The sequence below is a fragment of the Leisingera sp. S132 genome, from assembly GCF_025144465.1.
Lineage (GTDB): Bacteria > Pseudomonadota > Alphaproteobacteria > Rhodobacterales > Rhodobacteraceae > Leisingera.
The window spans coordinates 3,642,921-3,669,759 of sequence record NZ_CP083553.1 but is presented as its reverse complement, the minus strand read 5'-3'; the positions used below and the strand labels follow the sequence as shown (position 1 = coordinate 3,669,759).

Annotated in this window: 26 protein-coding genes and 1 tRNA gene; 11 read left to right on the top strand and 16 right to left on the bottom strand. The window is 62.8% G+C overall.

All coding sequences use genetic code 11. The features are described 5' to 3' along the window. Window positions 1-11: 11 nt before the first annotated feature. The gene (locus K3725_RS18080; protein WP_260016632.1) at window positions 12-797 is read left to right on the top strand and encodes a cytochrome c1; all 786 of its coding nucleotides are present in this window, start codon (window positions 12-14) and stop codon (window positions 795-797) included. Between the two features lie 78 nt (window positions 798-875). Here the strand turns inward: K3725_RS18080 and K3725_RS18075 are convergent, their stop codons facing one another. The 3 genes from K3725_RS18075 to dapF all read right to left on the bottom strand — a co-directional run bounded on the left by K3725_RS18075 (window position 876) and on the right by dapF (window position 3,607). Continuing rightward, window positions 876-1,313 (bottom strand): glyoxalase superfamily protein, encoded by a 438-nt coding sequence (locus K3725_RS18075; protein ID WP_260016631.1) that lies wholly within the window; start codon window positions 1,311-1,313, stop codon window positions 876-878. Between the two features lie 192 nt (window positions 1,314-1,505). Then, window positions 1,506-2,768 carry a tRNA (N(6)-L-threonylcarbamoyladenosine(37)-C(2))-methylthiotransferase MtaB gene (gene mtaB, locus K3725_RS18070; RefSeq protein WP_260016630.1) on the bottom strand — a complete coding sequence of 421 codons (1,263 nt, stop codon included), beginning with the start codon at window positions 2,766-2,768 and terminating at the stop codon, window positions 1,506-1,508. Continuing rightward, window positions 2,765-3,607, bottom strand: a complete 843-nt coding sequence (dapF, locus tag K3725_RS18065) for a diaminopimelate epimerase (RefSeq protein ID WP_260016629.1) — start codon at window positions 3,605-3,607, stop codon at window positions 2,765-2,767. The genes mtaB and dapF overlap by 4 nt, the downstream gene beginning before the upstream one ends. Window positions 3,608-3,794: 187 nt before the next feature. Here dapF and K3725_RS18060 point away from each other — a divergent pair. Continuing rightward, window positions 3,795-3,870, top strand: a tRNA-Lys gene (locus tag K3725_RS18060). A 39-nt stretch (window positions 3,871-3,909) separates the two neighbouring features. Here K3725_RS18060 and radC read toward each other — a convergent pair. From radC to dnaK, 3 genes are all read right to left on the bottom strand, one after another. Beyond that, window positions 3,910-4,674 (bottom strand): RadC family protein, encoded by a 765-nt coding sequence (gene radC, locus K3725_RS18055; RefSeq protein WP_260016628.1) that lies wholly within the window; start codon window positions 4,672-4,674, stop codon window positions 3,910-3,912. Between the two features lie 285 nt (window positions 4,675-4,959). Then, window positions 4,960-6,120 carry a molecular chaperone DnaJ gene (gene dnaJ, locus K3725_RS18050; RefSeq protein WP_260016627.1) on the bottom strand — a complete coding sequence of 387 codons (1,161 nt, stop codon included), beginning with the start codon at window positions 6,118-6,120 and terminating at the stop codon, window positions 4,960-4,962. 77 nt (window positions 6,121-6,197) lie between these two features. Then, window positions 6,198-8,117: a molecular chaperone DnaK gene (dnaK, locus tag K3725_RS18045; RefSeq protein ID WP_260016626.1), complete on the bottom strand. Its 1,920-nt coding sequence runs from the start codon at window positions 8,115-8,117 to the stop codon at window positions 6,198-6,200. 214 nt (window positions 8,118-8,331) lie between these two features. Here dnaK and K3725_RS18040 point away from each other — a divergent pair, with 214 nt between their 5' ends. Next, the gene (locus K3725_RS18040) at window positions 8,332-8,934 is read left to right on the top strand and encodes an alpha-ketoglutarate-dependent dioxygenase AlkB (protein WP_260016625.1); all 603 of its coding nucleotides are present in this window, start codon (window positions 8,332-8,334) and stop codon (window positions 8,932-8,934) included. Between the two features lie 73 nt (window positions 8,935-9,007). Here the strand turns inward: K3725_RS18040 and K3725_RS18035 are convergent, their stop codons facing one another. Together K3725_RS18035 and K3725_RS18030 are read right to left on the bottom strand one after the other, a co-directional pair. Further along, complete coding sequence (locus tag K3725_RS18035) at window positions 9,008-9,652, bottom strand: SH3 domain-containing protein (protein ID WP_260016624.1); 645 nt, start codon at window positions 9,650-9,652, stop codon at window positions 9,008-9,010. After that, window positions 9,649-10,470 carry an ABC transporter permease gene (locus K3725_RS18030; RefSeq protein WP_260016623.1) on the bottom strand — a complete coding sequence of 274 codons (822 nt, stop codon included), beginning with the start codon at window positions 10,468-10,470 and terminating at the stop codon, window positions 9,649-9,651. Before K3725_RS18030 ends, K3725_RS18035 begins: the two co-directional genes overlap by 4 nt. Window positions 10,471-10,581: 111 nt before the next feature. Between K3725_RS18030 and cysQ the strand changes: the two genes are divergently transcribed. The 8 genes from cysQ to K3725_RS17990 all read left to right on the top strand — a co-directional run bounded on the left by cysQ (window position 10,582) and on the right by K3725_RS17990 (window position 19,647). Further along, entirely contained in the window at window positions 10,582-11,379 is a 798-nt protein-coding gene (cysQ, locus tag K3725_RS18025) for a 3'(2'),5'-bisphosphate nucleotidase CysQ (RefSeq protein WP_260016622.1), read from the top strand. Beyond that, on the top strand, window positions 11,379-12,179 hold the full coding sequence (locus tag K3725_RS18020; protein WP_260016621.1) for a 3-deoxy-manno-octulosonate cytidylyltransferase: 801 nt from the start codon (window positions 11,379-11,381) through the stop codon (window positions 12,177-12,179). The genes cysQ and K3725_RS18020 overlap by 1 nt, the downstream gene beginning before the upstream one ends. A 178-nt stretch (window positions 12,180-12,357) precedes the next feature. Then, window positions 12,358-13,251 carry a UTP--glucose-1-phosphate uridylyltransferase GalU gene (galU, locus tag K3725_RS18015; protein ID WP_065268142.1) on the top strand — a complete coding sequence of 298 codons (894 nt, stop codon included), beginning with the start codon at window positions 12,358-12,360 and terminating at the stop codon, window positions 13,249-13,251. A gap of 49 nt (window positions 13,252-13,300) precedes the next feature. Then, window positions 13,301-14,284 (top strand): UDP-glucose 4-epimerase GalE, encoded by a 984-nt coding sequence (gene galE, locus K3725_RS18010; RefSeq protein WP_260016620.1) that lies wholly within the window; start codon window positions 13,301-13,303, stop codon window positions 14,282-14,284. Window positions 14,285-14,286: 2 nt separating this feature from the next. Continuing rightward, complete coding sequence (locus tag K3725_RS18005; protein ID WP_260016619.1) at window positions 14,287-15,327, top strand: glycosyltransferase family 2 protein; 1,041 nt, start codon at window positions 14,287-14,289, stop codon at window positions 15,325-15,327. A 193-nt stretch (window positions 15,328-15,520) separates the two neighbouring features. Continuing rightward, window positions 15,521-16,507: a glycosyltransferase family 2 protein gene (locus K3725_RS18000; RefSeq protein WP_260016618.1), complete on the top strand. Its 987-nt coding sequence runs from the start codon at window positions 15,521-15,523 to the stop codon at window positions 16,505-16,507. Then, window positions 16,504-18,204, top strand: a complete 1,701-nt coding sequence (locus tag K3725_RS17995; protein WP_260016617.1) for a beta-1,6-N-acetylglucosaminyltransferase — start codon at window positions 16,504-16,506, stop codon at window positions 18,202-18,204. The genes K3725_RS18000 and K3725_RS17995 overlap by 4 nt, the downstream gene beginning before the upstream one ends. 6 nt (window positions 18,205-18,210) lie before the next feature. Then, complete coding sequence (locus tag K3725_RS17990) at window positions 18,211-19,647, top strand: sulfotransferase family protein (protein WP_260016616.1); 1,437 nt, start codon at window positions 18,211-18,213, stop codon at window positions 19,645-19,647. 312 nt (window positions 19,648-19,959) lie between these two features. Here K3725_RS17990 and K3725_RS17985 read toward each other — a convergent pair whose 3' ends face one another. From K3725_RS17985 to K3725_RS17950, 8 genes are all read right to left on the bottom strand, one after another. Continuing rightward, complete coding sequence (locus tag K3725_RS17985; protein ID WP_260016615.1) at window positions 19,960-20,424, bottom strand: PTS sugar transporter subunit IIA; 465 nt, start codon at window positions 20,422-20,424, stop codon at window positions 19,960-19,962. A gap of 53 nt (window positions 20,425-20,477) precedes the next feature. Then, the gene (hpf, locus tag K3725_RS17980) at window positions 20,478-21,035 is read right to left on the bottom strand and encodes a ribosome hibernation-promoting factor, HPF/YfiA family (RefSeq protein WP_260016614.1); all 558 of its coding nucleotides are present in this window, start codon (window positions 21,033-21,035) and stop codon (window positions 20,478-20,480) included. A gap of 268 nt (window positions 21,036-21,303) precedes the next feature. Beyond that, window positions 21,304-22,062, bottom strand: coding sequence for an LPS export ABC transporter ATP-binding protein (gene lptB, locus K3725_RS17975; RefSeq protein WP_039184848.1), 759 nt, complete (start codon window positions 22,060-22,062; stop codon window positions 21,304-21,306). Further along, window positions 22,062-22,574 (bottom strand): LptA/OstA family protein, encoded by a 513-nt coding sequence (locus K3725_RS17970; RefSeq protein ID WP_409201578.1) that lies wholly within the window; start codon window positions 22,572-22,574, stop codon window positions 22,062-22,064. Before K3725_RS17970 ends, lptB begins: the two co-directional genes overlap by 1 nt. 3 nt (window positions 22,575-22,577) lie before the next feature. Then, window positions 22,578-23,177 carry an LPS export ABC transporter periplasmic protein LptC gene (gene lptC / locus K3725_RS17965; protein WP_260016613.1) on the bottom strand — a complete coding sequence of 200 codons (600 nt, stop codon included), beginning with the start codon at window positions 23,175-23,177 and terminating at the stop codon, window positions 22,578-22,580. 21 nt (window positions 23,178-23,198) lie between these two features. Beyond that, window positions 23,199-24,167 carry an SIS domain-containing protein gene (locus K3725_RS17960; RefSeq protein WP_260016612.1) on the bottom strand — a complete coding sequence of 323 codons (969 nt, stop codon included), beginning with the start codon at window positions 24,165-24,167 and terminating at the stop codon, window positions 23,199-23,201. Further along, window positions 24,164-24,778, bottom strand: a complete 615-nt coding sequence (locus K3725_RS17955; RefSeq protein ID WP_260016611.1) for a ribonuclease D — start codon at window positions 24,776-24,778, stop codon at window positions 24,164-24,166. Before K3725_RS17955 ends, K3725_RS17960 begins: the two co-directional genes overlap by 4 nt. A 172-nt stretch (window positions 24,779-24,950) precedes the next feature. Continuing rightward, window positions 24,951-26,789 (bottom strand): M10 family metallopeptidase C-terminal domain-containing protein, encoded by a 1,839-nt coding sequence (locus K3725_RS17950; RefSeq protein WP_260016610.1) that lies wholly within the window; start codon window positions 26,787-26,789, stop codon window positions 24,951-24,953. Window positions 26,790-26,839: the final 50 nt, after the last annotated feature.

The following is a 26,839-nucleotide window of genomic DNA, read 5'->3' as shown; positions in this document are numbered from 1 at the left end:
AACACCTAGCAATGTTCAAGAAACTGGCAACCGGTGCCGCCTTCGCTCTGGCCCTGATCCCTGCTGCGTCTTTCGCAGCAGGCGGGGCAGGCCATGTCGAAGATTACGACTTCTCGTTTGAGGGTCCCTTCGGCACCTACGACCGCAATCAGCTGCAGCGCGGCCTGCAGATCTACACCGAAGTCTGCGCAGCCTGCCACGGGCTGAAGCTGGTGCCGATCCGCACCCTGTCCGACGAGGGCGGCCCGCAGATGCCGGAAGATCAGGTGCGTGCCTATGCAGCTGACAACTTCAGTGTCTACGATCCGGAACTGGATGAGGACCGCCCGGCCAAACCGGTCGACTTCTTCCCGGAAAACAACAACGCAGGCGCTCCGGACCTCAGCATGATGGCCAAGGCGCGTGCGGGCTTCCACGGCCCCTATGGCCTGGGCATCAACCAGCTGTTCAAAGGCATGGGCGGTGCCGAGTACATCGCCTCGCTGCTGGCTGGCTACACCGGTGAGTCCAAGGAAGAAGCAGGCACCACCTTCTATGAAAACACCGCCTTCCCGGGCGGCTGGATCTCGATGGCGCCGCCGCTGTCGGATGAGCAGGTGGAATTCGCCGACGGCCACGCCAACGATGTGGACGCCATGTCGCAAGACGTCGCGGCCTTCCTGATGTGGACCGCAGAGCCCAAGATGATGGCGCGCAAGCAGGCCGGTTTTGTCGGCGTGCTGTTCCTGACCCTGCTGTCGGTGATGCTGTACCTGACCAACAAGCGCCTGTGGGCGCCGCATAAGGGCAAGCACTGATCCCTGGCGGCTGACCAAAGCTTGGAAACATCAAACCCCCGCAAGTGATGCTTGCGGGGGTTTCTCGTTATTGCGGGGTTATGCCAGCGGGCTGACCGTCAGATGCGGGAGGCCGTTGGAGGTTTTCTGCGGCGAGCGGTCGTCAGCATTGATCACCGCGGACACCCGCTGGCGCCAGGACGAGAAGCTGTCGAACCGGACCACGTCCACCGGCGCGTCGAACTGCAGCGTAATCCGCCGGTGGCCATTGCTGCCGCAGGCCGCCAGCCCGTGGACATAGCCGGTGAACGGCTGGCCCAGATAGCGCCCCTCGACCCGCATCCCCACCTGCAGCTCCGGCGCGTTGGAGGCGCGGGCGTGCAGCGTGTTCCAGTCGCGGAAACCGTAATACTGGGCGATACGCTCCAGGGCGGTGCTGTGGGGGATGGGCTGGCTCTGGGACTTGGAATGCTTGCGCAAGAGCCGGGCTTCGGCCTTGAGCTGCGCAACAGAAGGAAGGGCAGAGTTGGTCTGCATGGATGTACCTTTCGCAAAAGGGTGCATGTGCCGTTGCAGACAGGGCTCGCGTTGCTGTCCGGGCGTGCACCCAGGCGTCAGGATAAACCTTGTCCGGATTTCACCATGGCCAGAGGCCGCGAGCGGCAGGTATCCGGGACCTGTGCTGTGAGATTTAACGGGTAGGAGCGGGGAAAGCAATTCCCCCCATGTTCAGGCCACCAGTTGGCTGCCTGCCGCACCGGTAATGGCGGCGGTGACGATCTGGCCTTCTTCCTGAGGGATCGCAAATGCCACCTCGGTGAACTGCTCGGTGCGGCCCATATGCGGGTTTTCCATCAGGATGCGGTGGGTCTTGCCGATCTGCTCCGCCAGGTGGCGCTGCACCTGCGCATCGCCTGCGGCGCGCAGCCGGGCGGCGCGGTCCTTGATCACGGTGCCGTTCACCTGGTTCGGGATCTTCGCTGCCGGGGTGCCTTCGCGTTTGGAATAGGGAAAGACATGCAGCCAGGTCAGATCGCAGTCGGTGACCAGTTTCAGCGAGTTCTCGAAATGCGCATCGGACTCGGTCGGAAAACCAGCGATGATGTCGGCGCCGAAGGTCATCTCCGGGCGCAGGCGGCGGGCCTCCTCGCAAAACGCGATGGCGTCGTCGCGCAGGTGGCGGCGAGCCATACGTTTGAGGATCAGGTCGTCGCCATGCTGCAGCGACAGGTGCAGATGCGGCATCAGCCGCGGTTCGGTGGCAATCGCCTGCATCAGGTTCTCGTCCGCCTCGATCGAATCGATCGAGGAAATGCGCAGCCGCGGCAGGTCCGGCACCAGCTTCAGGATCCGCATCACCAGATCGCCCAGACGGGGCTGTGCGGGCAGGTCAGCCCCCCAGGAGGTGAGGTCCACGCCGGTCAGAACCACCTCGTTATAGCCTCTGTCCACCAGCCGTTTGATCTGGTCGATCACCACACCGGCAGGGACCGAGCGGGAGTTGCCGCGGCCATAAGGAATGATGCAGAAGGTGCAGCGGTGGTCGCAGCCGTTCTGCACCTGAACATAGGCCCGGGAGCGGGTGCCGAAACCGTCGATCAGGTGGCCTGCGGTCTCCGTCACCGACATGATGTCGTCAACCTGGACCTTTTCCGTGGTGCCGATGAAATCCGGGCCCTTGGCGATCTGCTGCCAGGTTTCGGGCTGCATCTTCTCGGTGTTGCCGATGACTCGGGTGACCTCTTCCATAGCGGCAAAGGTTTCCGGTTCTGTCTGGGCCGCGCAGCCGGTCACGATGATTGGCGCCTCCGGGTTATCCCGGCGCAAGCGGCGGATTTCCTGGCGCGCCTTTCGCACGGCCTCGGCGGTCACGGCGCAGGTGTTCACCACCACGGCGTTCTCCAGGCCCGCCTGCTGGCTCAGCTCCTTCATCGCCTCGGTCTCATAGGCATTCAGGCGGCAGCCGAGGGTGGTGAACTTGGGCACGCTCATGCCAGGCTCTCCAGGAATTCGCGGGTGAAGGTTCCGTCGAACACATGCATGGTCGGGCCGGTCATCCAGACGCCGTCCTCGGCCCAGTCGATCCACAGGGTGCCGCCGTCCAGGTCGATCTGCACCTTGCGGCCCGTCAGCCCGCGCCGTGCGGCTGCAACGGCTGTCGCGCAGGAGGAGGAGCCGGAAGCCAGTGTAACCCCCACGCCGCGCTCCCAGACGCGCATGCGGATGCGGTCGGGGCCGGTCACCTGGGCAACCTGCACGTTGGTGCGCTGCGGGTAAAGCGGGTGGTGCTCGTAGCGGGGGCCAAACTCCGCCAGCGGGATGACCTCTGCGTCCTCGACAAAGAAGGTGCAGTGCGGATTGCCCATGCCGGTGGCCGTGGGGCCGCCCTCGATCGGCAGCTCCAGCGTGTCCGCTTCCTCGGCCAGGGGAATATCCTGCCAGTCCAGCTGCGGCGCCCCCATGTTGACGGAGGTGAGGCCGTTGCCGGCGTCGCGGGCGTAAAGGTCGCCGCGGTCGGTGGTCAGGTGCAGCTCCGGCTTGCCGGTTTCCAGGATCAGGTGGCGGGCAATGCAGCGGGTGGCGTTGCCGCAGGCCGCGGAGGTGGAGCCGTCGGCATTGTAGAAGGTCAGATGCGCGTCGCCCGGCCCGCTGGAGATCACCGTCAGCTGGTCGAAGCCGGCACCGAACTGGCGGTGCGCTATTCCCTTGGCCATAGCCGGCGTAATGACGAAGTCATGCGCGCGCGCGTCGACGACGACGAAGTCGTTGCCCAGCCCGTGCATCTTCATGAAGGGGAGATTTGTGTCTGCCGAGGTGCTCATGGCGGGCATATAGACCCGGCGCGGAGATGAATCCAGCCTTCGGTGAGAAAAGTTGAAAAAAGGGGTTGACCCCCCGCCGCACTGGCCCTAGATACGCCGCCTATCGGGACAGCGTGACACACACCGCCACGCCGGACCAAAGCGAAATAAGTGCTTGAACCTTTTGGGAAAAACACTTAGACCGCGACGAAGAAGTGGGCCGTTAGCTCAGTTGGTAGAGCAACTGACTTTTAATCAGTGGGTCGCAGGTTCGAATCCTGCACGGCTCACCACTTCCTCCCTAAACCGCTGATGACTGAACAAATCAACCGCTACAGGTAGCCCTGGGCGCGGAAGCTGAGTTCGGCGGATTTTCCGATGATCAGATGATCGTGCAGGGTGATTCCCAGCGCCGTCAGGGCGGCCTGGATCTGGTCGGTCATGCCGATATCGCTGTCCGAGGGGGTGGGGTCGCCGGATGGGTGATTATGCACCAGAATCAAGGCGCTGGCGTTCAGTTCCAGGGCGCGTTTGGCGACCTCGCGGGGATATACGGGCACGTGGTCGACGGTGCCGCGGGCCTGCTCCTCGTCGGCGATCAGCACGTTCTTGCGGTCCAGGAACAGGATGCGGAACTGTTCGGTTTCGCGGTGCGCCATGGTGGTGTGGCAATAATCCAAAAGAGCGTCCCAGCTGGAGATCACCTGGCGTTGCATCACCCGGGCGCGGGCCATGCGGTGGGCGGCGGCCTCCAGCACCTTGAGGTCGGTGATGACCGCATCGCCGATGCCCTTCACTTGCGCCAGCCGTTCCGGCGGGGCCGTCACCACGCGGTTGAAATCGCCAAAGGTATCAAGCAGTTGCCGCGCCAAGGGTTTCACGTCGCGGCGCGGGATGGAGCGGAACAGGACCAGCTCCAGCAGCTCGTAATCGGGCACCGCCGCAGCGCCTCCGGTCATGAAACGCTCCCTCAGGCGGGCGCGGTGATCTTTGATGTAGGAGGGCAGACGGCCGGGGGAGAGCGGGGCCGCAGGGGCCTCCTCGCTGCCGGGAAACAGCGGCAGGGAGACGTCCTCGAATGCGGGGTCCTGTGCCATGGCGCCATGGTGCGGCCATCATGGTTGAGGAAGTGTTAATGGGCGCCGTGCGAGAGCGGCGGAGGGGCGGCAGCAGGGGGGTGACAGGCGTGCACCCCCTGTACACCCCCTGTGCACCGCCGCGGTGCGGCGTGGGGCGTCCGGGGCTTGGAGTTGCGTAGAGGATGCGCAAAAGAAAAGCGCCCCGGATTGGGGGCGCTTTCTGTGGCGTCGTTTGCGGCTGGTGGCCGGGGCTCCGCCCGTTCAGCCCTGAAATCGTCCACCGGACGGTTTCCTAGACGGACCTCACCCCTTCATGCCATCCCAGAAGCTTTTCACCGAAGAGAAGAAGCTGCGGGATTCGGGGTTGGTGTTTTCCTCGGAGATGTCCTCGAACTCGCGCAGAAGCTCCTTCTGGCGGGCAGTGAGGTTCATCGGGGTTTCCACCGCCAGCTCGATGAACATGTCGCCGGTGGCGCCGCCGCGAAGGGCCGGCATGCCCTTGCCGCGCAGGCGCATCTGGCGGCCGGACTGGCTGCCCTCGGGGATCTGCACCCGGCCGCGGCCGCCGTCGATGGTCGGCACCTCGATGGAGCCGCCAAGCGCAGCCTTGGCCATGCTGACCGGCACCCGGCAGTAGAGGTTGTTGCCGTCACGCTCAAACAGCTTGTGCGGGCCAACCTCGACAAAGATGTAGAGATCGCCCGGAGGGCCGCCGCGCAGGCCGGCTTCGCCTTCGCCCGCGAGGCGGATGCGGGTGCCGGTTTCGACGCCTGCCGGGATGTTCACCGACAGCGAGCGGTCCTTTTCGACGCGGCCGTGGCCGTGGCAGGACTTGCACGGGTTCTTGATGATCTGGCCCAAGCCCGAGCAGGTCGGGCAGGTGCGTTCAACGGTGAAGAAGCCCTGCTGCGCGCGGACCTTGCCCATGCCGGAGCAGGTCGGGCAGGTGGTGGGCTCGACGCCGCCTTCGGCCCCGGTGCCCTCGCAGGAGGTGCAGGAAACGGAGGCCGGGACTTTGATGGTCTTGTGCAGGCCAGCAAAGGCTTCCTCCAGCGAGACGCGCAGGTTGTAGCGCAGGTCTGCGCCGCGCGATGCACGCTGGCGTCCGCCGCCGCCGCCGCGCTGGCCGCCCATGAAATCGCCGAACAGGTCGTCGAACACGTCGGAGAAGGCGGAGGAGAAATCGCCGCCGCCAAAGCCCTGGCCGCCGCCGCCGCGCTGGCCGCCGCCCATGCCGTTTTCAAAGGCGGCATGGCCAAAGCGGTCATAGGCCGCCTTTTTCTCGGCGTCCTTGAGGACGTCGTAAGCCTCGTTGGCTTCCTTGAACTGCGCCTCGGCGTCCGGATTGTCGGAATTCCGGTCGGGGTGCAGTTCCTTGGCCTTCTTGCGAAAGCCTTTTTTGATTTCGTCTGCGGTGGCGCCTTTGGCGACGCCCAGAACGTCGTAATAGTCACGTTTTGACATCGGTTACCCCATCTGCCTCAACGAAAATGGGCCGGTCCGGGGTCGGACCGGCCCGCCTTGGCCTGAGTGGTCAGGCGTTAGCGCTTGTCGTTGTCCAGGTCTTCGAATTCGGCATCGACGATGTCGTCGTCACCGGGGCCTGCGGCTTGGTCAGCGGCTGCCGGCTCGTCGTCGGATTCTTCGGCCTGCGCCTTGTAGATCGCCTCGCCCAGTTTCATCGCGGCCTCAGTGACGTTCTGGATGCCGGATTTGATCTTCTCGGCGGTCGATTTCTCGTTTTCCAGATCGTCCTTCAGCGCGGCCACGGCCAGCTCGATCACTTCGACGGTGGAGGGATCGACCTTGTCGCCATGCTCTTCCACCGATTTCTCGGTCGAGTGGATCAGCGATTCGGCCTGGTTCTTGGCTTCGATCAGCTCGCGGCGCTCCTTGTCCGCCTCGGCGTTCTCCTCGGCGTCCTTGACCATCTTTTCGATGTCGTCGTCGGACAGGCCGCCGGATGCCTGGATGGTGATCTGCTGTTCCTTGCCGGTCGCCTTGTCCTTGGCGCCAACCGACACGATGCCGTTGGCGTCGATGTCAAAGGTCACCTCAATCTGCGGCATGCCGCGCGGTGCCGGCGGGATTTCCTCGAGGTTGAACTGGCCGAGCATCTTGTTGTCGGCCGCCATTTCACGCTCACCCTGGAACACGCGGATGGTCACGGCGTTCTGGTTGTCTTCCGCGGTCGAGAACACCTGCGACTTTTTGGTCGGGATGGTGGTGTTGCGGTCGATCAGGCGGGTGAAGACACCGCCCAGGGTTTCGATGCCCAAGCTCAGCGGGGTCACGTCGAGCAGCACCACGTCCTTGACGTCGCCCTGCAGAACGCCCGCCTGGATGGCAGCACCCATGGCAACCACTTCATCCGGGTTCACGCCCTTGTGCGGCTCCTTGCCGAAGAACTTGGAGACCTCTTCGATGACTTTCGGCATCCGGGTCATCCCGCCGACCAGAACCACCTCGTCAATGTCGGAGGCGGACAGGCCTGCGTCCTTGAGGGCCGCCTTGCACGGATCCATCGAACGCTTGATCAGGTCGTTGACCAGGCTTTCCAGCTTGGCGCGGGTCAGCTTCATCACCAGGTGCAGCGGCTGGCCCGAGGAGGGGTCCATCGAGATGAACGGCTGGTTGATCTCGGTCTGCGAGGTGGAGGACAGTTCGATCTTGGCTTTTTCAGCGGCTTCTTTCAGGCGCTGCAGGGCCATCTTGTCCTTGGACAGATCGACGCCGTTTTCCTTTTTGAACTCATCCGCCAGGTAGTTGACGATGCGCATATCGAAGTCTTCGCCGCCCAGGAAGGTGTCGCCGTTGGTCGACTTCACTTCGAACAGGCCGTCGTCGATTTCCAGGATGGTGACGTCGAAGGTGCCGCCGCCGAGGTCATAGACGGCGATGGTCTGGGTGTTTTCCTTGTCCAGGCCGTAGGCCAGCGCAGCCGCGGTCGGCTCGTTGATGATGCGCAGCACTTCGAGGCCCGCGATCTTGCCGGCGTCTTTGGTGGCCTGACGCTGGGCGTCGTTGAAGTAGGCGGGCACGGTGATCACCGCCTGGGTGACTTCCTCGCCCAGGTAGGATTCCGCGGTTTCCTTCATCTTGCCCAGGGTGAAGGCGGAGATTTGCGACGGGGAGTATTTCTCACCCTTGGCTTCGACCCAAGCGTCGCCGTTGCCGCCGTTGACGATGGAGAACGGCACCATTTTCTTGTCTTTTTCGACGGCGGGGTCGTCGAACCGGCGGCCGATCAGGCGCTTGACGCCGAACACGGTGTTGTCGGGGTTGGTGACGGCCTGGCGTTTGGCCGGCTGGCCGACCAGGCGCTCGTCGTCGGTGAAGGCAACAATCGACGGGGTGGTGCGCGCGCCCTCGGCGTTTTCAATCACGCGGGGCTGGGAGCCATCCATGATGGCCACGCAGGAGTTGGTGGTACCCAGGTCGATGCCGATAACTTTGCTCATTTGCGATCCCTTTTTACTACTCAAGGCGATTACCCGAGGCCTGAACCCGTTGCGGCATCCTGGCCCCGATGGAAGTTGCGGTTTGGTCTGCACCTTGCCGCGTCCCGGCGTATATAGGGGCGTGAAAACGGCCCTGCAAGCGCCAGTGCACGCCTGGAGGCGTGAATCAATGCGGTTTTTTGCACGGGTCATGGTTAAGGATGGATGAACGGCAATGACCCTGCTGCGGGTGCGCGGATTTGATGTTCACAAGGGGTTTTTGAGCCCGTCGCGGCAGGCGGCGCTGATTGAGGCGCTGCGGCCGGTGCTGAAGGCGGCGCCCTTGTTTTCCCCCACGGTGCCCGGCGGCGGGCAGATGTCGGTGCGGATGACCTCGGCCGGGCGGTTCGGGTGGTATTCGGATGCCAAGGGGTACCGCTATGCGGAACAGCACCCGGCGGGGCGCGGCTGGCCGGCAGTCCCGGCGGAGGTGCTGCAGATCTGGGCAGAGCTGACCAGGCTGGAGCGGCAGCCGGAATGCTGCCTGCTGAACTACTATGGAGAGGGAGCCCGGATGGGGCTGCACCAGGACAGGGATGAAGCGGATTTCTCCTTTCCGGTTGTCTCAATTTCCCTGGGCGATGACGGGCTGTTCCGGATCGGCAACCGGACGCGGGGCGGCAAGACGGAATCACTCTGGCTGAGCTCGGGCGATGTGGTTGTGATGGGGGGCGAGGCGCGGCTGGCCTATCACGGTGTGGACCGGATCCGGTTCAAGTCGTCGCGGCTCTTGCCCAAGGGCGGGCGGATCAACCTGACCCTCAGGGTGGTGACGTGAGGCCGGCGGAGCGCAAAAGTTTTGAGAAAAAACTTTTGCCAAGACTTTTTCTGAAAAGTCTTGGGGGTGGCGGCTAGGGCGCCAGCGAGCAGCAGCCGGTCAGGACGTCCAGCTGACCGGCCTTTCGAAACTGAAGCAAGTCGATGGAGATGCCGTAGGCCCTGTCTGACATGCCGTCCGTGCAGAGCTGGCCAGTGAGCGTGCCGGAAAGGCTGCGGATGTCTGGAATGGATAAGGCGCTGTCTATCCGGCTGACTGCATGGAAGCCGGATTTGCCGCGGTGGCCTGCTGCCGGTTGCCGCGCCATGAGCACAAAGGGGATGGCAGGCTCGTCCTGTGTCCTCAGATAAGATGCCTCATCCAGGGACAGGGACCAGAAGGGCTCGGTGCCGAAGCATTCCAGAGCCTGGTCCGGCTGCTCGTGCCAATTGCTGGTAGAGACACGGTCCAGATACCGCAGGGCGGCCCAGCCGGATTGCTCGCTGCTGTTGATCAGGCCCCATTTGCCGCTGCCGTCCGCCAGGATCACTTCCACCCCGGTTTGATCCGGCGCCAGGGTTCCGATGATTGCAGCGCTGGCAGAGGGGGCGCTGCGGATGTTCAGCACATCATCAGCTGCAACACCGGTGACACTGTGGAGCGCGGGATACTGCTGCGCAGCGGCGGGCAGAGCCAGGAGTGCCAGGCAGAGGACGGCTGCGGCGCGCAGCCCCGTCACCGCCGCGCGTTCCAGCTGAGGGAGACATGGCGGCGGGTATAGAATTCGCCCATCAGGCCGATCACGATCAGTACCAGCGCCACCCAGGCCGCATACTGCCAGGAGCTGAAATGCGGGTTGTAGTTGATGAAAACAAAGCCGCGGGCCTGGTCAATGCAGTGAAACAGCGGGTTCCAGTCGAACATCGCCAGCATGAAGCTGGGCAGCGTGTTGGCGAGGAACATCTTGCCCGAGGCAATCATGTTGGCGCGCTGGTAGATCATCATCAGGATGCTGACAAAGCTTGGCGCCCAGGGTTTCAGCACCAGAAACACCAGCCCGACGCTGAACCCGGTGATCCAGGACAGCAGCACCATGCCGAATGCAGGAATGGGTTCCTCGATGTGCACGGGCGTGTAGGCGACGTGGTAGGCAAACAGGATGATGATCAGCGAAAGAACCTGAATATATAGCGCGCCAATGGCGGCGGACAGCAGGGCCACCATCGTGTTCATCGGCGCGTGCTGCATCATCGGGCTGCTGGGGCCCTCGGCGCCGGCAACGGCGCTGACAGTCTTGGTGTGGACCATGAACAGATAGACGCCAGACATCACATAGAGCAGGAAATCGCCGCGGATGGCCGCGCCCCTCAGGCCCAGAACTGCAAACATGACATAGAAGGCCAGCACGAACAAAATCGTCTGCAGCAGGTTCAGGCCAAGCGCGATGAAAGCATTGTTGTGCTTGGAGCGGACACTGCGCACGATGGAATGAAACACCACCTCGCACAAGGCGAAGAAGCCGGACATCCAGGAAGGCTGTGTGCGCTGCTGAAACATGAACCTGCGTTCTCTGCTCTTATCTGATGCGGCTGCTTGCCGTTCTGCTGTCTGCGGATCATAAGGGGCAAGAGGCAAATTTTCAATTAAACCCGTATCAGGGAGACCCGCGTGACCTATGAAGACCTGGTGCCCGTGATCCGCAAGCTGGCCATCGAGGCCGGTGCGAAGATCATGGAGATCTACAATTCCGACGATTTCGACGTGAAGGTGAAATCCGACGACAGCCCCGTGACCGAAGCGGATGAGGCAGCGGATGCACTGATCTCGGAAGGGCTGCGGGCAGCGTTTCCGGACATGATGCTGGTCACCGAGGAGCAGGCGGCCTCGCACAAGGAGCGCGGCGATACCTTCCTGATCGTCGATCCGCTGGACGGCACCAAGGAATTCATCCACCGCCGCGGCGATTTCACCGTCAACATCGCGCTGGTGGAACAGGGCGTGCCGACCCGTGGCGTGGTCTATGCGCCGGCACGGCAGCGGATGTTCTTCACTCTGGCCGATGGCGGCGCGGTCGAGGAGACCGGCGCCTTTGATCCGGAGACGATTGGCGAAACCCGCCCCATCCGGGTCGCCGACAGCGACAATTCGGCGCTGATGGTGGTGGCATCAAAGTCGCACCGCGATCAGGCTACGGATGACTACATCGGCAAGTACAATGTGAAGGACAGCAAAAGCGCCGGTTCCTCGCTGAAGTTCTGCCTGGTGGCCACCGGCGAGGCGGACATCTACCCGCGCGTCGGCCGCACCATGGAGTGGGACACTGCCGCGGGCCATGCGGTGCTGGCGGGTGCGGGCGGCAGGGTGGTGCGTTTTGACGATCATTCCCCGCTGAAATACGGTAAAGAGGGCTATGCGAACCCGTTCTTCATCGCCTATGCACCAGCTGTGGAACTGAAGGAAGCCTGATGTCCGTTCTGATCGTCATCCCCGCCCGCTACGCCTCCACCCGCTATCCCGGCAAGCCGCTGGTGCCGCTGACCGGTGCCACCGGTGAGGCCCGCACGCTGGTGGAACGCTCCTGGCGGGCGGCCTGTTCGGTGCAAGGCGTGGACCGGGTGGTGGTGGCGACTGATGATGATCGCATCAGGCAGGCAGCCGAAGCCTTTGGCGCCGAAGTGGTGATGACTTCGGAGACCTGCGGCAATGGCACTGAACGCTGCGCCGAGGCGCATGCAGCGCTGGGCGGCGGTTATGAGATTGTGGTGAATCTGCAAGGGGACGCGCCGCTGACCCCGCATTGGTTTGTCGAGGATCTGGTGGCCGGGCTTCGGGCGGCTCCGGGCATGGGTCTGGCCACACCGGTGCTGCGCTGCAACGGTGAGACGCTGAACAGCCTGCTGGCCGACCGCAAGGCCGGCCGCGTCGGCGGCACCACGTCAGTATTTGCCGCGGACCATAGTGCGCTCTATTTCTCCAAGGAGGTGGTGCCTTATTGCGGTCAGACATATGGCGATGGCGAAAATACGCCGGTCTTTCACCATGTCGGCGTCTATGCCTACCGTCCGGATGCCTTGGCGGCGTATCCTGATTGGGAAACAGGGCCGCTGGAACGGCTCGAAGGGCTGGAGCAGCTGCGGTTTCTGGAGAACGGGCGCAAGGTGCTGTGTGTTGAGGTGGAGGCGCGCGGCCGCGAGTTCTGGGAACTGAACAACCCGGAAGATGTGCCGCGGCTGGAAGCCATGATGAAGAAGATGGGGCTCGAGTGAGTGCTGAATGGTAATGAGAAACGGAACAAACGCAACGCTGCCCCGGAACGGCAGCAAGGGGCAGCGGGCAGTTGCTTTACATTATTTTGGAGACAGCCGGGTATGATGCGCGTCAGCTTTGCTGCGTCTGATGCAGGCGCAGGCGTCCAGTCCGGAATTTGAGTATAGAGAGAACATCATGCGTAAAAAAGTAACCAAGGCGATTTTTCCGGTTGCGGGCCTGGGCACCAGATTCCTGCCTGCAACCAAATCCGTTCCCAAGGAGATCATGACACTGGTCGACCGGCCGCTGGTGCAATATGCCATCGACGAGGCGCGCGCTGCCGGGATCAAGGAGTTCATCTTTGTCACCTCGCGCGGCAAGGGCGCGCTGGAGGACTACTTTGACCACTCGCCGGTTCTGGAACAGGAACTGCGCAAGAAGGGCAAGGATGACCTGCTGGAAATCCTCAAGAGCACCGACATGGAATCCGGTGCGATTGCCTATATCCGCCAGCACAAGGCGCTGGGCCTGGGCCATGCGGTCTGGTGCGCCCGCCGCCTGATCGCCAATGAGCCCTTTGCGGTGATCCTGCCGGATGACGTGATCGCGGCAGAGAAGCCCTGCCTGCAGCAGATGGTCGAGGCCTATGAGGAAACCGGTGGCAACATGGTTGCCGCGATGGAGGTTCCGCCGGAGAAGACCTCGTCCTACGGGGTGCTCGACGTGAAGGACGACATGGGCCAGGTGGTTGCCGCCAACGGCATGGTCGAGAAGCCCAAGATGGAAGATGCGCCGTCCAACCTGGCGGTGATCGGCCGCTATATCCTGGCGCCGTCGGTTCTGAAGAACCTCAACAAGATGAAGCAGGGCGCAGGCGGCGAGATCCAGCTGACCGACGCCATTGCCGAAGACATTGCCCAGGATGTGCCGGTCTACGGCTACCGCTTCCGCGGCCAGCGCTTCGACTGCGGCTCCAAGGCGGGCTTTTTGCAGGCTACCGTGGCTTTTGCGCTGGCGCGCGATGAGCTGCGGGACGATCTGATGAACTACATCACCGAGATAGCGCAGGTCGGCAAGGCCGCGCAGTAACCTCACGGGCCGCCCTTCGGGGCGGCTTTGTTTGCATGGGGCAGAGACAGTGACCAATATTCTCGTGACCGGCGGCGCCGGATATATCGGCTCGCATGCCTGCAAGGCGCTGAAGGCGGCGGGCTATACACCTGTGACTTATGACAATCTGGTAACCGGCTGGCAGGACGCGGTCAAATTCGGTCCGTTCGAAAAGGGCGACCTGAGCGACCGGGCGCGGCTGGACGAGGTGTTTGCCAAGTACCAGCCGGCTGCAGTGATGCATTTCGCCGCGCTGAGCCAGGTGGGTGAGGCGATGAGCGAGCCGGGCCGCTACTGGGCCAACAACACCGGCGGATCGCTCAACCTGATCGAGGCAGCGGTGGCTGCCGGGTGCCTGGATTTCGTGTTCTCCTCCACCTGTGCCACCTATGGCGAGCATGACAATGTGGTGCTGGATGAAAACACCCCGCAGCTGCCGCTCAATGCCTATGGCGCGTCCAAGCGCGCAGTGGAGGATATCCTGAAGGATTTCGGCGCCGCGCATGGGCTGCGGTCGGTGATTTTCCGCTATTTCAACGTGGCGGGCGCCGACCCCGACGCGGAGGTGGGCGAGTTCCACCGCCCGGAGACCCATCTGGTGCCGCTGGTGCTGGATGCGGTTGCGGGCAAGCGCGACGCGCTGACCATCTTTGGCACCGACTATGACACCCCGGATGGCACCTGCATCCGCGATTATGTGCATGTCTGCGATCTGGTGGACGCGCATGTGCTGGGCCTGAAGTGGCTGGAGGACGGCAAGGGCAGCCGGGTGTTCAACCTGGGCACCGGCAGCGGGTTCTCGGTGCGCGAGGTGATGGATAAGGCGGAGGCTGTGACCGGCCAGACGGTGCCATGCACCACCGGCCCGCGCCGGGCGGGCGATTGCACCAAGCTCGTGTCCGGATCCACCCGTGCGGTGACCGATCTGGGCTGGGAGCCGTGCCGCTCTACCTTGGAGGTGATGATTGCCGACGCCTGGAAATGGCATAAGACAGGCCATTACGAGAGCTGAGAATGGCACAGACCGCCGCCCCTGATCTGCCGCCGCTGGGCCTTGCCGGGGCCTACAGGCTGCGGTGGAAGCGGCGGCGGCTGCTTTGGCGGGCCCTGCGCGCGCGCCATCAGTTGCAGAAAGCGGCAGACCGCACCCGGGAGATCCCCGGACAGGGTGTTCTGGTCTTTACCGTGCTGCGCAATGAGAGCACCCGGCTGCCCTATTTCCTGGAACACTACCGGCGGCTGGGCGCGGCGCATTTCCTGATGGTCGACAATGGCAGTGATGACGGCAGTGCAGAGCTGCTGGCGGCGCAGCCGGATGTTTCCCTGTGGCAAACCGAGGCCAGCTACCGGGACACGCGTTTTGGCCTGGACTGGCTAGGCTGGCTGCTGATCCGCCACGGCCACCGGCGCTGGTGCCTGACCGTGGATGCGGATGAGCTGCTGGTCTATTCCGGGATGGAGGCGCACGGCCTAGGCGGCCTGGCGCAGCGGCTTGAGCGGGACGGCCGTGAGGGGTTCGGCGCATTGATGCTGGACCTGTATCCCAAGGGGCCGCTGGACGGCCAGACCTATGCCCCGGGTCAGGACCCTTGCGCGGTGCTGCAATGGTTCGATGACGGCCCCTACCGGGCGGTGCGGCAGCAGCCAAAGGGCAACCTGTGGGTTCAGGGCGGGGCGCGTGAAAGAGTGTTTTTCCGCGATCAGCCGGACCACTCACCGACATTGAACAAGCTGCCTCTGGTGCACTGGAACCGGCGCTATGCATATGTCAATTCGACCCATTCCATGCTGCCGCCGCAGATGAATGCGCTGTACGCCGGGCCTGGCGGCACGGCGCCTTCCGGGGTGCTGCTGCACACGAAGTTCCTGCCGGAGATTGTTTCCAAATCGGCAACGGAAAAGCAGCGGCAGCAGCATTTCCATACGCCGCATCTGTTTGACGGCTACTATGACCGGATCACCGGGGCCCCGGATATGTGGCACGCCGGGGCGGTGCGGTATCGGGGGCCGGACCAGCTGGCCGCGCTGGGGCTGATGGCGCCAATTGACTGGTGACGCGAGGGACAGGAATTCCAGACTGTTGCAGCTGCGCCGTGCGCCTGCGTAACCGTTTCTAAATCCGTTGTTAATACACTGGCCGCGTGACATATTGAGCGGAAAGTTGCCAATGGCCAGAAGGCTGTGGCAGGCGGGTGCGCTCCTTGGAAAATGGTTTGGAGTAAACGTGGGGCTTTGGGATTCTTACCGGATGCGGTTGCGGCGCAAACGCCGGCTGGTCCGTGCGGTGCGCAAATCCGGTGAGCTGACCGCGCTGCAAGACCACACCCGGGCGATCCGGCCAAGGGATATCCTGCTGGTCTGCACCATGCGAAATGAGCAGATCCGGCTGCCCTATTTCCTGCAGTACTACCGCAGCATGGGAATCGATCATTTCCTGTTTGTGGACAATGACTCGACCGATGGCACGGCGGATTACCTGCGCGGAATGGAGGATGTCTCGCTGTGGCACACCGCTGCAAGCTACAAGCGCGCGGGCTTCGGTATCGACTGGATGAACTATTTGAAGCGCAAGTACGCGCACGGCCACTGGGTGCTGGTGGTCGATCCGGATGAGTTCTTCATCTACCCGTTCTGCGATACACGGCCGATCCGGGCGCTGACGGACTGGCTGGACAATTCAGCAATCCGCAGTTTTTCGGCGATGCTCTTGGATGTGTACCCCAAGGGCCGGATCGGTGATGTGCCGTATCAGCCCGGACAGAACCCGCTGGAGATCGCCCAGTGGTTCGACAGCGGCAATTATACCATCAGCCGCAACCCCGAGTACGGCAATCTGTGGATTCAGGGCGGGCCGCGGGCGCGGGTGTTCTTTGCTGATCAACCCGGCAGGGCGCCTGCGCTCAACAAGATCCCGCTGGTCAAATGGCACCGGCGCTATGCCTATGCCAGTTCCACCCATTCCCTGCTGCCGCGCGGATTGAACCAGGTGTATGAGACCGATGGCGGCGAAAAGGCCAGCGGCATGCTGCTGCACGCCAAGTTCCTGGACACCTTCACTGCCAAGGCCGAGGAGGAACTGGTGCGCGGCCAGCATTACGGCGGATCGGCGGAGTACAAGGCCTATGCCGCAAAACTGGCGGAGCAGCCGGAGCTGTGGTGCAAATGGAGCGAGAAATACATCAATTGGCGCCAGCTTGAGATCCTGGGGCTGATGTCCAAGGGGAACTGGGCATGACTTCGGCCGGTGTGGTCATGCTGGTGCACACGGCGCTGGACCGCGCGGCGCAGGTGGTGCGCCACTGGACCGCAGCAGGCTGCCCGGTGGTGCTGCACGTGGACCGCAATGTCAGCCGGGCGGTGTTTGACCGTTTCCGCCAATCGCTGGATGGCAATCCGCTGGTACGGTTCTCGGCCCGCCACCGCTGCGAATGGGGCACCTGGGGCATCGTCGCGGCCTCGCAGTCGGCGTCGGAGGTGATGCTGGCGGAGTTTCCGGAGGTGCGCCATGTCTATCTGGCCTCCGGCTCCTGCCTGCCGCTGAGGCCGGTGCAGGAACTGGCCGATTACCTGGCTGCGCGCCCGGACACTGATTTCATCGAAAGCGCCACCACCGCGGATGTGCCCTGGATCGTGGGGGGGCTCAGCCATGAGCGGTTCACGCTGCGGTTCCCGTTCTCCTGGAAAAAGCACCGCTACCTGTTCGACCGCTATGTCAGCCTGCAGCGCAAATTGCGGATGAGGCGGCGGATTCCGTCCGGGCTGGTGCCGCATATGGGCAGCCAGTGGTGGTGCCTGACGCGCAAGACGCTGGCGGCGATCCTGCAGGACCCGGAACGCCCGGCCTATGACAACTATTTCCGCAAGGTCTGGATCCCGGATGAAAGCTACTTCCAGACCCTGGCACGGCTGCACTCCAGCAACATCGAAAGCCGCTCTCTGACGCTGAGCAAGTTCGATTTCCAGGGCAAGCCGCATATTTTCTATGACGACCATCTGCAGCTCTTGCGCCGGTCTGACTGCTTTGTCGCGCGCAAGATCTGGCCGCATGCCGACCGGCTGTATCAGGCCTTCCTGAGCGATCAGGCCGGGGCAATGAAGCGGACGGAACCGAACCCCGGCAAGATCGACCGGATCTTTGCCAAGGCGGTGGAGCGGCGCACCCGCGGACGGCCCGGTCTCTATATGCAGAGCCGGTTTCCCGGCCATGGCTCCGAGAACGGCGTCACCTCCAGCCCTTATTCGGTGTTTCAGGGCTTTTCCGAGCTGTTTGAAGATTTCGAAACCTGGCTTGCACGCACAACCGGCAGCAAGGTGCACGGGCATATCTTTGCACCGGAGGGGGCAGAGTTCTGTGAAGGGCAGAGCCTGATCAACGGCTGCCTGAACGGCAGTGCCGGATTGCGCGACTATAACCCCGAAAGTTTTCTGACCAGCCTGATCTGGAACACCCGCGGCGAGCGGCAGTGCTTTCAGTTCGGGCCGCGCAGCAATCAGGCGGTGAACTGGCTTGTGGCGCGGGATACCAACGCGCAGGTCTCAGTCATCAGCGGCGCCTGGGCAATTCCTCTGTTCAAGTCCAGCCGCAGTTTTGCGGAGCTGCGCCAGGAAGCGGCGAGGCTGCAGCAGCGAGAGGCGGAGCAATTGCAGATCCTGCGCTCCCAATGGACCAAGGCGCGGGTGCGGATCTGGACCATGGCGGAGTTTGTCGAAGCGCCGATGGAACCCTTGCAGACCATCATCGACGAGATCGGGCCGCTGTCTGCACGGCATTTGGGCGAAGCCCCCAGAATGGCGGATCTTGAAGGTTTCGGGCAGTTTCTGCAGAATTTGAAGAACCAGGGCATGCATCCCTATCTGATGGGCGACTTTCCGGTCGAGCACAGCCCTGCCAGCCCGTCCAAGCCGCAGCGCAAACCTTATCTGGTGCGATAATCCATTATGTCTGAACCCTCCTTTGATTACTTCGCCGTCTTCGCTGAAATGCGGACGGGCTCCAATTTCCTGGAAAGCAACCTGAATGCCTTTGACCGGCTGACATGCCACGGGGAGGCGTTCAATCCGCATTTCATAGGCTACCCGAACAGCACCGAAATTCTGAGTGTGACCCAGGCGATGCGGGACGCCGATCCGGCACGGCTGATCCAGGAGATCAAGGCAGAGCCGGGTGTTCTGGGGGGCTTCCGGTACTTTCACGATCACGATCCGCGGGTGCTGGACCTGATGCTGGAGGATCCGCGCTGTGCCAAGATCATCCTGACCCGCAACCCGCTCGACAGCTATGTGTCCTGGAAGATCGCGCAGGAAACCGGCCAGTGGAAACTGACCGATGTGAAGCGGCGCAAGGACGCCAAGGCGCGGTTTGACGCGGCGGAGTTCGCGGCCCACGTGGCGGCGCTGCAGGAGTTCCAGGTCCGCCTCCTGAACCGGCTGCAGACCTTGGGGCAAACGGCCTTTTACGTGGCCTACGAAGACTTGCAGAGCCTTGAAGTGATGAACGGGTTGGCCCGCTGGCTGGGCGTTCCGCAGCAGCTGGAGGCGCTCGACGGCAGTCTCAAGCGGCAGAACCCGGCGCCGGTGCTGGCCAAGGTGGCCAATCCTGACGAGATGGAGGAAGCGCTGGCCGGTATGGACCGGTTCAACCTGACGCGGACCCCGAATTTCGAACCGCGCCGCGGGCCGGCGGTGCCGGGCTACGTGGCGGGGGCGGTGACGCCGCTCTTGTATCTGCCGGTGAAGGGTGGGCCGGAGGCAGGCGTGGTGCAATGGATGGCCGGACTGGACCAGGCGGCGCCGGAAAGCCTGATCCAGGGCATGAACCAGAAGCAGCTGCGCCAGTGGAAACGGCGCAATAAGGGGTTCCGCAGCTTTACGGTTCTCCGCCATCCGGCGGCGCGGGCGCATGCCGTGTTCTGCCGGCGGATCCTGAACGCAGGCGCGGGCAGTTACGGGCAGATCCGCAGCACGCTGCGGCGGCAGTTCAAACTGCCCATTCCGGAGGCCGGGCCAGATGCCGGCTATTCGCGGGCGCAGCACCGTGATGCCTTTGCCGGGTTTCTGGAGTTTGTGCGCACCAGCCTGGCCGGGCAGACCCCCGTGCGGGTGGATGCGGAGTGGGCAACGCAAGCCCAGGCACTGTCCGGGTTCGCCGAACTGGGCCCGCCGGATCTGCTGATCCGCGAGGAGGAGATGGGCGAAGACCTGCCTGCGCTGGCCCGCAAGCTGGGCCGGATGGAGCCGGAGGCGGTACCGGAAGCCGAGCCGGAGACGCCTTTCACGCTGGCGGATATCTATGACGAGGAGCTGGAGGCGCTGGTCTCTTCTGTTTATCAGCGCGATTACCTGGCTTTTGGCTTTGGGCCCTGGCGGCAGGGCTGAAACCTCTGGTTCCGTTGCAAAGGCGGGGCTCCCGCGCCCGCCAGGAGTTCAGCATGGCTGAACTCCTGGAACGGCCTTGGGCCGGGCGCCGCACGGGGTGCGGCGCGGTGCCTGGCGCCACCTTCCGGTTGTTGGAAACACAGTCTGTACGTATGCCTCCGCACGGGGCGGGGCCGCAGGCCGCGGCCCGTGCCCGGCCCAACGGGAAGAGCGCTGCCGGCAGGCTGCCGATGACGGGCGGGAGAGTCGCCGAAACTGCAGACCTCAGGTGCTTGCGGGAGGCGGGACTATCGGCCGGAGATGCCCGGCGCCTCAGGCGGCTTGGACGGACTGGCCTTCGGTGAGGATAGTGTAGAGCGTTGCCGGGTCGTGGTTGGCACGCAGCTTGGTGCAGAAGCTCTGCTCGCGCAAGGTGCGCGACACCAGCGCCAGTGCTTTCAGGTGCTCGACCCCGGCATCTTCGGGGGCGAACAGGGCAAAGGCAATATCGACCGGCTGGCGGTCAACCGCACCGAACTCCAGCGGTTTTTCCAGAATCAGGAAGGTGCCGCAGACCTCGCTGATGGACTCGAGCCGGGCATGCGGCAGGGCGACGCCATGGCCGACCCCGGTGGGGCCGAGGCTCTCCCGGTCCAGCAGAGCCTCGACCGTGGGCTGCGCGTCCAGCCCGTAGGCGGCCTGAGCGACATCCGCGATTTCCTGGAACAAGCGCTTCTTGCTGGAGACCGCGCCGATAACCCGGACGGCCTCTGGCTTGAGGATGCTGGAAATCTGCATGTGTCTGCTCCGTTCCGGCGCCCCGTCCGGGGGCGCCGATGCCTTGGGTGTGTTTACGGATCGATCCAGCCGATGTTGCCGTCGTCGCGGCGGTAGACCACATTCAATCCGTCTTTGCCTTCGTTGCGGAAAACCAGCACCGGTGCGCCTGCCAGCTCCATCTGCATCACCGCTTCCCCGACAGACAGGGAGGGGATACGGGTCTCCATCTCGGCGACGATGATCGGCTGCAGCGAGTCCGGTTCGGAATCCGCTTCCTCAGAGGCGAGGATATACGAGTTGGCGCCCAGATGTTCAACCGGCTCGGTGCGGTCCTTGTGGTGATCCTTCAGGCGGCGCTTGTAGCGGCGCAGCTGTTTCTCCATTTTCTCGCAGCACGCGTCGAAAGCGGCATAAATCTCGGTTTCGTGGGCTTTTGCCTGCGCGCTCAGCCCGGTCGACAGATGGACGGTGGCTTCACACACATATTCATGCGCCGAACGGGAAAAGACCACAGTCGCGTCGGTTGGGCGCTCGGCGTATTTTTGTACGGCCGAACCCAGCTCGTTCTGCACATGAACCTGCAGAGCGTCGCCGATGTCGATCTGTTTGCCGCTGATTTTGTAACGCATGTGATCTCCTTCACAATTTATTGCGGCCGGGCCCGCCGCCAAGGCAATCCTTGGCGGTGTCACATCAGGTCCGGAACCGGGGGGCAGGCCAGCCGTCCGGTTGCATCCATCCGGGCCTTGTCGCCAAGGCTGTTGTTCGGACTGCATCGGACTGCGCGTATGCCATGGGTCAATTCCACGGCAAGACAGCGGGAGAGTCAATGGATAACGCGAAAAAAGAAGTCCGGGTTTTCAGCGGTTATTTGCTGCCGCGGAGGTGCGGAAAGGGTCAGGAAATACGGAAGTTATCGCCCAGATAAACACGGCGGACATTCTCGTTTTCCACCACCTCTTCGGGGCTTCCCGACATCAGCACCTGGCCGTCGTGCAGGATATAGGCGCGGTCGACAATCTCCAGCGTCTCGCGCACGTTGTGATCGGTGATCAGCACCCCGATGCCGCGTTTCTTGAGGTCGGCGACCAGGTGGCGGATGTCGCCGACGGAAATCGGGTCGACGCCGGCGAAAGGCTCATCGAGCAGCAGGTATTTCGGGTTGGCGGCCAGGCAGCGGGCGATTTCGACGCGGCGGCGCTCACCGCCCGACAGCGCCAGCGCAGGCGCGCGGCGCAGGTGCTCGATCGAGAAATCCGACAGCAGTTCTTCCAGCCGCTCGCGGCGTTTGTGCTCGTGCTTTTGCGAAATGTCCAGAACGGCAGAGATGTTGTCCTCCACCGACAATCCGCGGAAGATCGACATTTCCTGCGGCAAGTAGCCGATGCCCAGGCGCGCGCGGCGGTACATCGGCAGGCCGGTCACGTTCTGGCCGTCAATGGTGACGGTGCCGGCTTCAGGAAATACCAGACCTGCAATCGTGTAGAAGCTGGTGGTCTTGCCGGAGCCGTTGGGGCCAAGCAGGGCCACCACCTCACCCCGGTTCAAAGACAGGGAAACGTCCCGGATCACCACCTTCTTGCGGTAAGATTTGCGCAGCCGTTCGATGCGCAGCCCGGAGGAGCCTTCCGTGACTTTCAGGTCTGGTTTCGCCATCAGTTGCTGCCGCCGTTCGGGTTGAGGATGGTTTTCACGCGGCCGGCCATCTGAGCGGTGCCGGAGGTAAGGTTCACCTCCAGCCGGTTTGAGGCAAGGGTCCCGTTTTCCTGATTGAGCAGCACGTTGCCGGTCATCACGACCGTTCCGCGGTCAATGGTGTACTCCGCGTATTGAGACTCGGCTGCGTCCGGGCCGCTGACCAGAACCACATTGCCCGTCGCCTCCAGCCGTTCGATACCGCCTTCGCCGCCGCTTTGTTCTGCCGTCTTGTAGATGACCAGAACCGTGTCGGCGGACAGCCGCATGACGCCCTGCACGATCAGGACATTGCCGGTGAACTCAGCCGAACCGTCGGCCTGGTTCACGGCAAGATTGTCGGCGGTGACTTCAACCGGCAGGCTTGGGTCGGCCTTGACCGCGCCGAAAGCAACGGAGGCGGCTTGTGCCAGTGCGAGACCGGGAAACACCGCGAGAGGCAGGCTGAAAATCAATGCGCGCAAATAAGACACAGGTTATCTTTCCGGTTGCTGGGGTTGATATAACAGCTTCACCCCGTTTTTGAACAGCATATGAACCGGGCCGCCGCCGGTTTTTGCTTCGATCTGCATGTTGCCTGCCGTCAGCACGCCGATGTCGCCGGTCGCGCGGACCGGTCCCGGGCTGCTGGCTGACAAACCGCTGAGAATGGAATGGAGTTCTTCCGTTTCAACGACCAGGCCATCGGCCGAAGTGATCACAACATTTCCGGTAAAACGGGCGGTATCCTGGGCCGGGTTGATCGCCCCGGTTTCGGAGGCAAGCGTGATCTTGCCGCCTTCCGCAAGGTTGATTTCCGCGGACATATCGCTGGCTATCGCAGGCGCGCCGTTCCGGCCCGGGCGGGCCGTAGAGGCTGTCACCTTGATCTCATCGCCTTTAGCGGTGGTGCCGGAGAAGAAGGGCGCGGTGACCAGCTGGCCTCTCATCCGGTCTTCGATTTCCTTTTGCGCAAAGGGGATCACCGCATCCGTGTTCACCCCGCGCGAGATCAGGAACAGTGTCGACAGCAGAACCAGTGCCGCCAGCGGCAGCAGCACCTTGAGATATGCGACGGCTCTTGAGTGGCTGTCCATGATGCGTTCCCGGACCCCGTGTCAGCCCAGCCCTGCGCGCAGGCAGTCGTGGATGTGCAGCAGGCCTTCGGCCTTTCTGCCGGTCTCCGGGTCGACCACAAACAGGCAGGTGATCTTGCGCTGGTTCATCACTGCTACCGCCTCCTGCGCCATGGCACCGGGAGCAATGGTAGCCGGGTCCGCGGTCATCACCTCAGCCGCGGTCTTGTTCAGCAGCCCGTCCATGTGACGGCGCAGGTCGCCGTCGGTGATGATGCCGGCCAGCGCGCCATCGGCGGCGGCAACGCCAGCGACGCCGAATCCTTTCTGGCTGATTTCGATCAGTGCGTCTGCCATCGGGGTGGTTTCCAAGACAAGCGGCAGCGCGCCGTCCGCATGCATCAGGTCGCGCACCTTGCTGAGCTGGGCACCGAGCTTGCCGCCGGGGTGGAAGTCGCGGAAGTTTTCCGGGCGGAAATCGCGGTGCTTCATCAGCGCGATCGCCAATGCATCACCCATCGCAAGCGTCAGCGTGGTGGAGATCGAGGGCACCATGCCAAAGCCGCAGGCCTCGCCCATCGAGGGGATTTGCAGGTGCACGTCAGCCTGTTTCATCAGGGTGCTGTCCATCTTGCTGGACAGGCCGATCAGCGGGATAGCGAAGCGGCGGGTGAAGGCCAGCAGGTTGGCCAGTTCCGGCGCCTCGCCCGAGTTTGAGATCGCCAGAACCACATCGCCTTCGGACAGCATGCCGAGGTCGCCGTGGCTGGCCTCAGCCGGGTGCACGAAATAGGCGGGCGTGCCGGTGGAGGCCAGTGTTGCGGCAATCTTGTGGCCAATGTGGCCTGACTTGCCGATTCCGCTGACGATGATGCGGCCCTTTGCCTGCAGGATCAGCTGCACAGCTTCGGCAAAGCGTTCATCCAGACCTTCGGCCAATGCGTCCAGCGCCTTGGCCTCATCAGTGATCACCTGCCGGGCAGTGACGAGGAATTTTTCTGTATCGGTCATGAGTGGGCAAAGATGTCGATTTCGGGCCAGCCAGCCAGGTCCAGCTTGGCGCGCATGGGAAGGAAGCCGAAGCACGCCTGGGCCATTTCGGTGCGGTCCTCGCGGGCCAGGCGCTTCTCCAGCGCGTCGCGCAGTTTGTGCAGGTGCAGGACGTCGGAGGCCGCATAGTCGAGCTGCGCATCGGTCAGTTCCTCTGCGCCCCAATCGCTCATCTGCTGCTGCTTGGAGATATCGATTCCCAGCAGTTCCTGGGTCAGGTTCTTGAGACCGTGACGGTCGGTGTAGGTGCGCACCAGGCGGCTGGCGATCTTGGTGCAGTAGACCGGAGCTGCCAACGCGCCGAATGCGTGGTACATCGCGGCGATGTCGAAGCGGCCGAAATGAAACAGCTTCAGCACATTCGGATCTTCCAGCATCCGGCAAAGATTGGGCGCTGCGGTCTGGCCTATTTCAACCTGAACAATATGGGCATTGCCGTCGCCGCCGGACATCTGGATCACGCAGAGACGGTCGCGGTGGGGGTTCAGACCCATGGTCTCGCAGTCAATGGCGACAACGGGACCAAGATCCAGCCCGTCGGGCAGGTCGTTCTTGTACAGGTAATTGGCCACTGGAATTCCCTTTTGATATTCACCGCACCGGGGCTGTTGCAGTGGAAATAGGCGCTTTGGACCGCAAACTCAACTGCGCCCTAAAAAACGGCAAAAGGCTCTTAAGAATCCCTGAAGAAAGTTGCACGGCACAGACAGGCCTGTGCCGTGCGGCAGTTTTGCCAGCCGCCGGTCAGAAGATGAAGTCATCCGCAGCAAGACTGCTGATCTGCAAACCTTCTAGCAGGATGCTGCTGTTCGCGCCTGTTGTGATCAGCACACCGTCCGAAGTTGCTGCGGCGTTGGCCAGCACATCATCGAAGTCTTCGATCTGTGAAATACGGGACAGGTCGATACGTTCTGCGCTCGAGTTTGTGCTGAAGTCGAGGATGCGGTCATGGCCGTGGTTGCTGGCGAAAACAAAGGTGTCGTGGCCGAAACCGCCGGCCATGACGTCCCTGCCGAAACCGCCGTTCAAGAGGTCATCGCCGTTGCCGCCGTACAGTTGATCCCGGCCCCAGCCGCCGTACAATTGGTCATTCCCGCCGCCGCCGTACATGCGGTCATCGTTGTTGCCGCCGTACAGCCAGTCGGTGCCCTCGCCGCCTGACAGAAAGTCGTATTCATTGCCGCCGTACAGGCGGTCGCCGCCATCGCCGCCGGTCAGCCGGTCGTTGCCGCTGCCGCCGAACAGCCTGTCCCAGCCCAGATCGCCATACAGGCTGTCGTTGCCATTGCCGCCATAGATCCTGTCGTGGCCGATCCTGCCCCGGACAATGTCATTGCCGTTATGGGTGTGGATAATGTTGGAGACATCGTTGCCGATGACGGTATCGTTGCCGGAGCCTGTGATCAGGTTTTCGACAATGGTGCCGCGGGCAATGCCAACATTCCCAGTGAGGCCGCCAACATCGGAAAACTGCGTTTGCCGCATGTCAATACGGCTTTGCTCATCATAGCCGCTGACGTCCAGTGTGTCTGTGCCGCCTTGATCGTAGATAGTGAACGCAACGGCGTTGCCTTGGATGCTGTTCTGGTCGCCAAACAGATCGCCGAGGGTGCCGGGCAGAGAGGATCCTGGCCCCCAGACGGTGTCACCCGCCGTTGTGCCGCCGCTTCCCGGCGCGCCGTACAGATTCTGAATGGCAATGATGTCCGCCATCATCGGGGTCAGCAGATAAGCGTGGCTTGCGTCCACGCTAGTGTTATCTGTCTGGCTGAAATAGGACATGATAGACAGCTGCCAGCTGTCATTTGAGAATTCCTCGCTGGACCCGTAGGTCGCGGTGCCGTTGTAGTCGCCCTGGTGTCCCAGGCCGAGCGCATGTCCAACTTCGTGAATGTAAGTCTGCAGCGAATAGCTGTCGATGCTGGTGCCGTAGGTGTTCAGCCATTGCAGGGAAACATTCACAAGAGATGAGGTGATGTCGCCACTTGACACCTGAGAGGTCGAATACGCACCTGCCTCGTGATCAATGAAAGTGATACCCGCGCTGTCGCTGGTGGTCTCGGAAAACTCGATATTTGCCACCATCTCCCAGGCCTGCAGGGCCCAGCGTGCAAGCTGCTGGCCTTCTGCGGTCAGCCCGGTAAGGTTTACGGTAATGACATTGCTGCCAGAAGTGTCGAAGCTTCTGCCCGTCCGGCCGCTGTCCTCCCAGTAGCCATCAGTCAGATAGCCGGCCAAGTCATTCAGAGACCCGAGCTGTGCCGGTTCATTTACATCGGTTGAGATCGTGTAGCTGCCAGTGTAGCCGTCTGAGTATGCACCGGCACTGATGTAGTATGTTCCGGTGGAGGATGCTGTAAATGTAATAGCGGAATCATAACCTGGACCGCCGTCATCATCGCTGCGGATAAGGCTGCCTTGGCTGTTGTAAAGCCGCAAGTAAGGGTCGCTCAAAGTGCCGCCGCCGCTGGCCGCGCCGCTCAGTTCAAATTCGTAGGTTTCGCCCTCGGTCAGCGTGATGGCGACCCAGTCCCTGTCTCCGTTGGTGGAAAGGGTGCCTTGGAACGTATCGCCGGCGGACATGCGGTATGAGGTCCAGGTTCCATGCCCTGCGTCGGAGATTTCAACAATTC

Excerpts from the sequence above, each read along its gene's own strand:
- K3725_RS18080 (WP_260016632.1), top strand. The coding sequence starts at position 12 with ATGTTCAAGAAACTGGCAACCGGTGCCGCCTTCGCTCTGGCCCTGATC.
- K3725_RS18075 (WP_260016631.1), bottom strand. The coding sequence starts at position 1,313 with ATGCAGACCAACTCTGCCCTTCCTTCTGTTGCGCAGCTCAAGGCCGAA.
- mtaB (WP_260016630.1), bottom strand. The coding sequence starts at position 2,768 with ATGAGCGTGCCCAAGTTCACCACCCTCGGCTGCCGCCTGAATGCCTAT.
- dapF (WP_260016629.1), bottom strand. The coding sequence starts at position 3,607 with ATGCCCGCCATGAGCACCTCGGCAGACACAAATCTCCCCTTCATGAAG.
- radC (WP_260016628.1), bottom strand. The coding sequence starts at position 4,674 with ATGGCACAGGACCCCGCATTCGAGGACGTCTCCCTGCCGCTGTTTCCC.
- dnaJ (WP_260016627.1), bottom strand. The coding sequence starts at position 6,120 with ATGTCAAAACGTGACTATTACGACGTTCTGGGCGTCGCCAAAGGCGCC.
- dnaK (WP_260016626.1), bottom strand. The coding sequence starts at position 8,117 with ATGAGCAAAGTTATCGGCATCGACCTGGGTACCACCAACTCCTGCGTG.
- K3725_RS18040 (WP_260016625.1), top strand. The coding sequence starts at position 8,332 with ATGACCCTGCTGCGGGTGCGCGGATTTGATGTTCACAAGGGGTTTTTG.
- K3725_RS18030 (WP_260016623.1), bottom strand. The coding sequence starts at position 10,470 with ATGTTTCAGCAGCGCACACAGCCTTCCTGGATGTCCGGCTTCTTCGCC.
- K3725_RS18020 (WP_260016621.1), top strand. The coding sequence starts at position 11,379 with ATGTCCGTTCTGATCGTCATCCCCGCCCGCTACGCCTCCACCCGCTAT.
- galU (WP_065268142.1), top strand. The coding sequence starts at position 12,358 with ATGCGTAAAAAAGTAACCAAGGCGATTTTTCCGGTTGCGGGCCTGGGC.
- K3725_RS18005 (WP_260016619.1), top strand. The coding sequence starts at position 14,287 with ATGGCACAGACCGCCGCCCCTGATCTGCCGCCGCTGGGCCTTGCCGGG.
- K3725_RS18000 (WP_260016618.1), top strand. The coding sequence starts at position 15,521 with ATGCGGTTGCGGCGCAAACGCCGGCTGGTCCGTGCGGTGCGCAAATCC.
- K3725_RS17995 (WP_260016617.1), top strand. The coding sequence starts at position 16,504 with ATGACTTCGGCCGGTGTGGTCATGCTGGTGCACACGGCGCTGGACCGC.
- K3725_RS17990 (WP_260016616.1), top strand. The coding sequence starts at position 18,211 with ATGTCTGAACCCTCCTTTGATTACTTCGCCGTCTTCGCTGAAATGCGG.
- K3725_RS17985 (WP_260016615.1), bottom strand. The coding sequence starts at position 20,424 with ATGCAGATTTCCAGCATCCTCAAGCCAGAGGCCGTCCGGGTTATCGGC.
- hpf (WP_260016614.1), bottom strand. The coding sequence starts at position 21,035 with ATGCGTTACAAAATCAGCGGCAAACAGATCGACATCGGCGACGCTCTG.
- lptB (WP_039184848.1), bottom strand. The coding sequence starts at position 22,062 with ATGGCGAAACCAGACCTGAAAGTCACGGAAGGCTCCTCCGGGCTGCGC.
- lptC (WP_260016613.1), bottom strand. The coding sequence starts at position 23,177 with ATGGACAGCCACTCAAGAGCCGTCGCATATCTCAAGGTGCTGCTGCCG.
- K3725_RS17960 (WP_260016612.1), bottom strand. The coding sequence starts at position 24,167 with ATGACCGATACAGAAAAATTCCTCGTCACTGCCCGGCAGGTGATCACT.
- K3725_RS17950 (WP_260016610.1), bottom strand. The coding sequence starts at position 26,789 with ATGTCCGCCGGCGATACGTTCCAAGGCACCCTTTCCACCAACGGAGAC.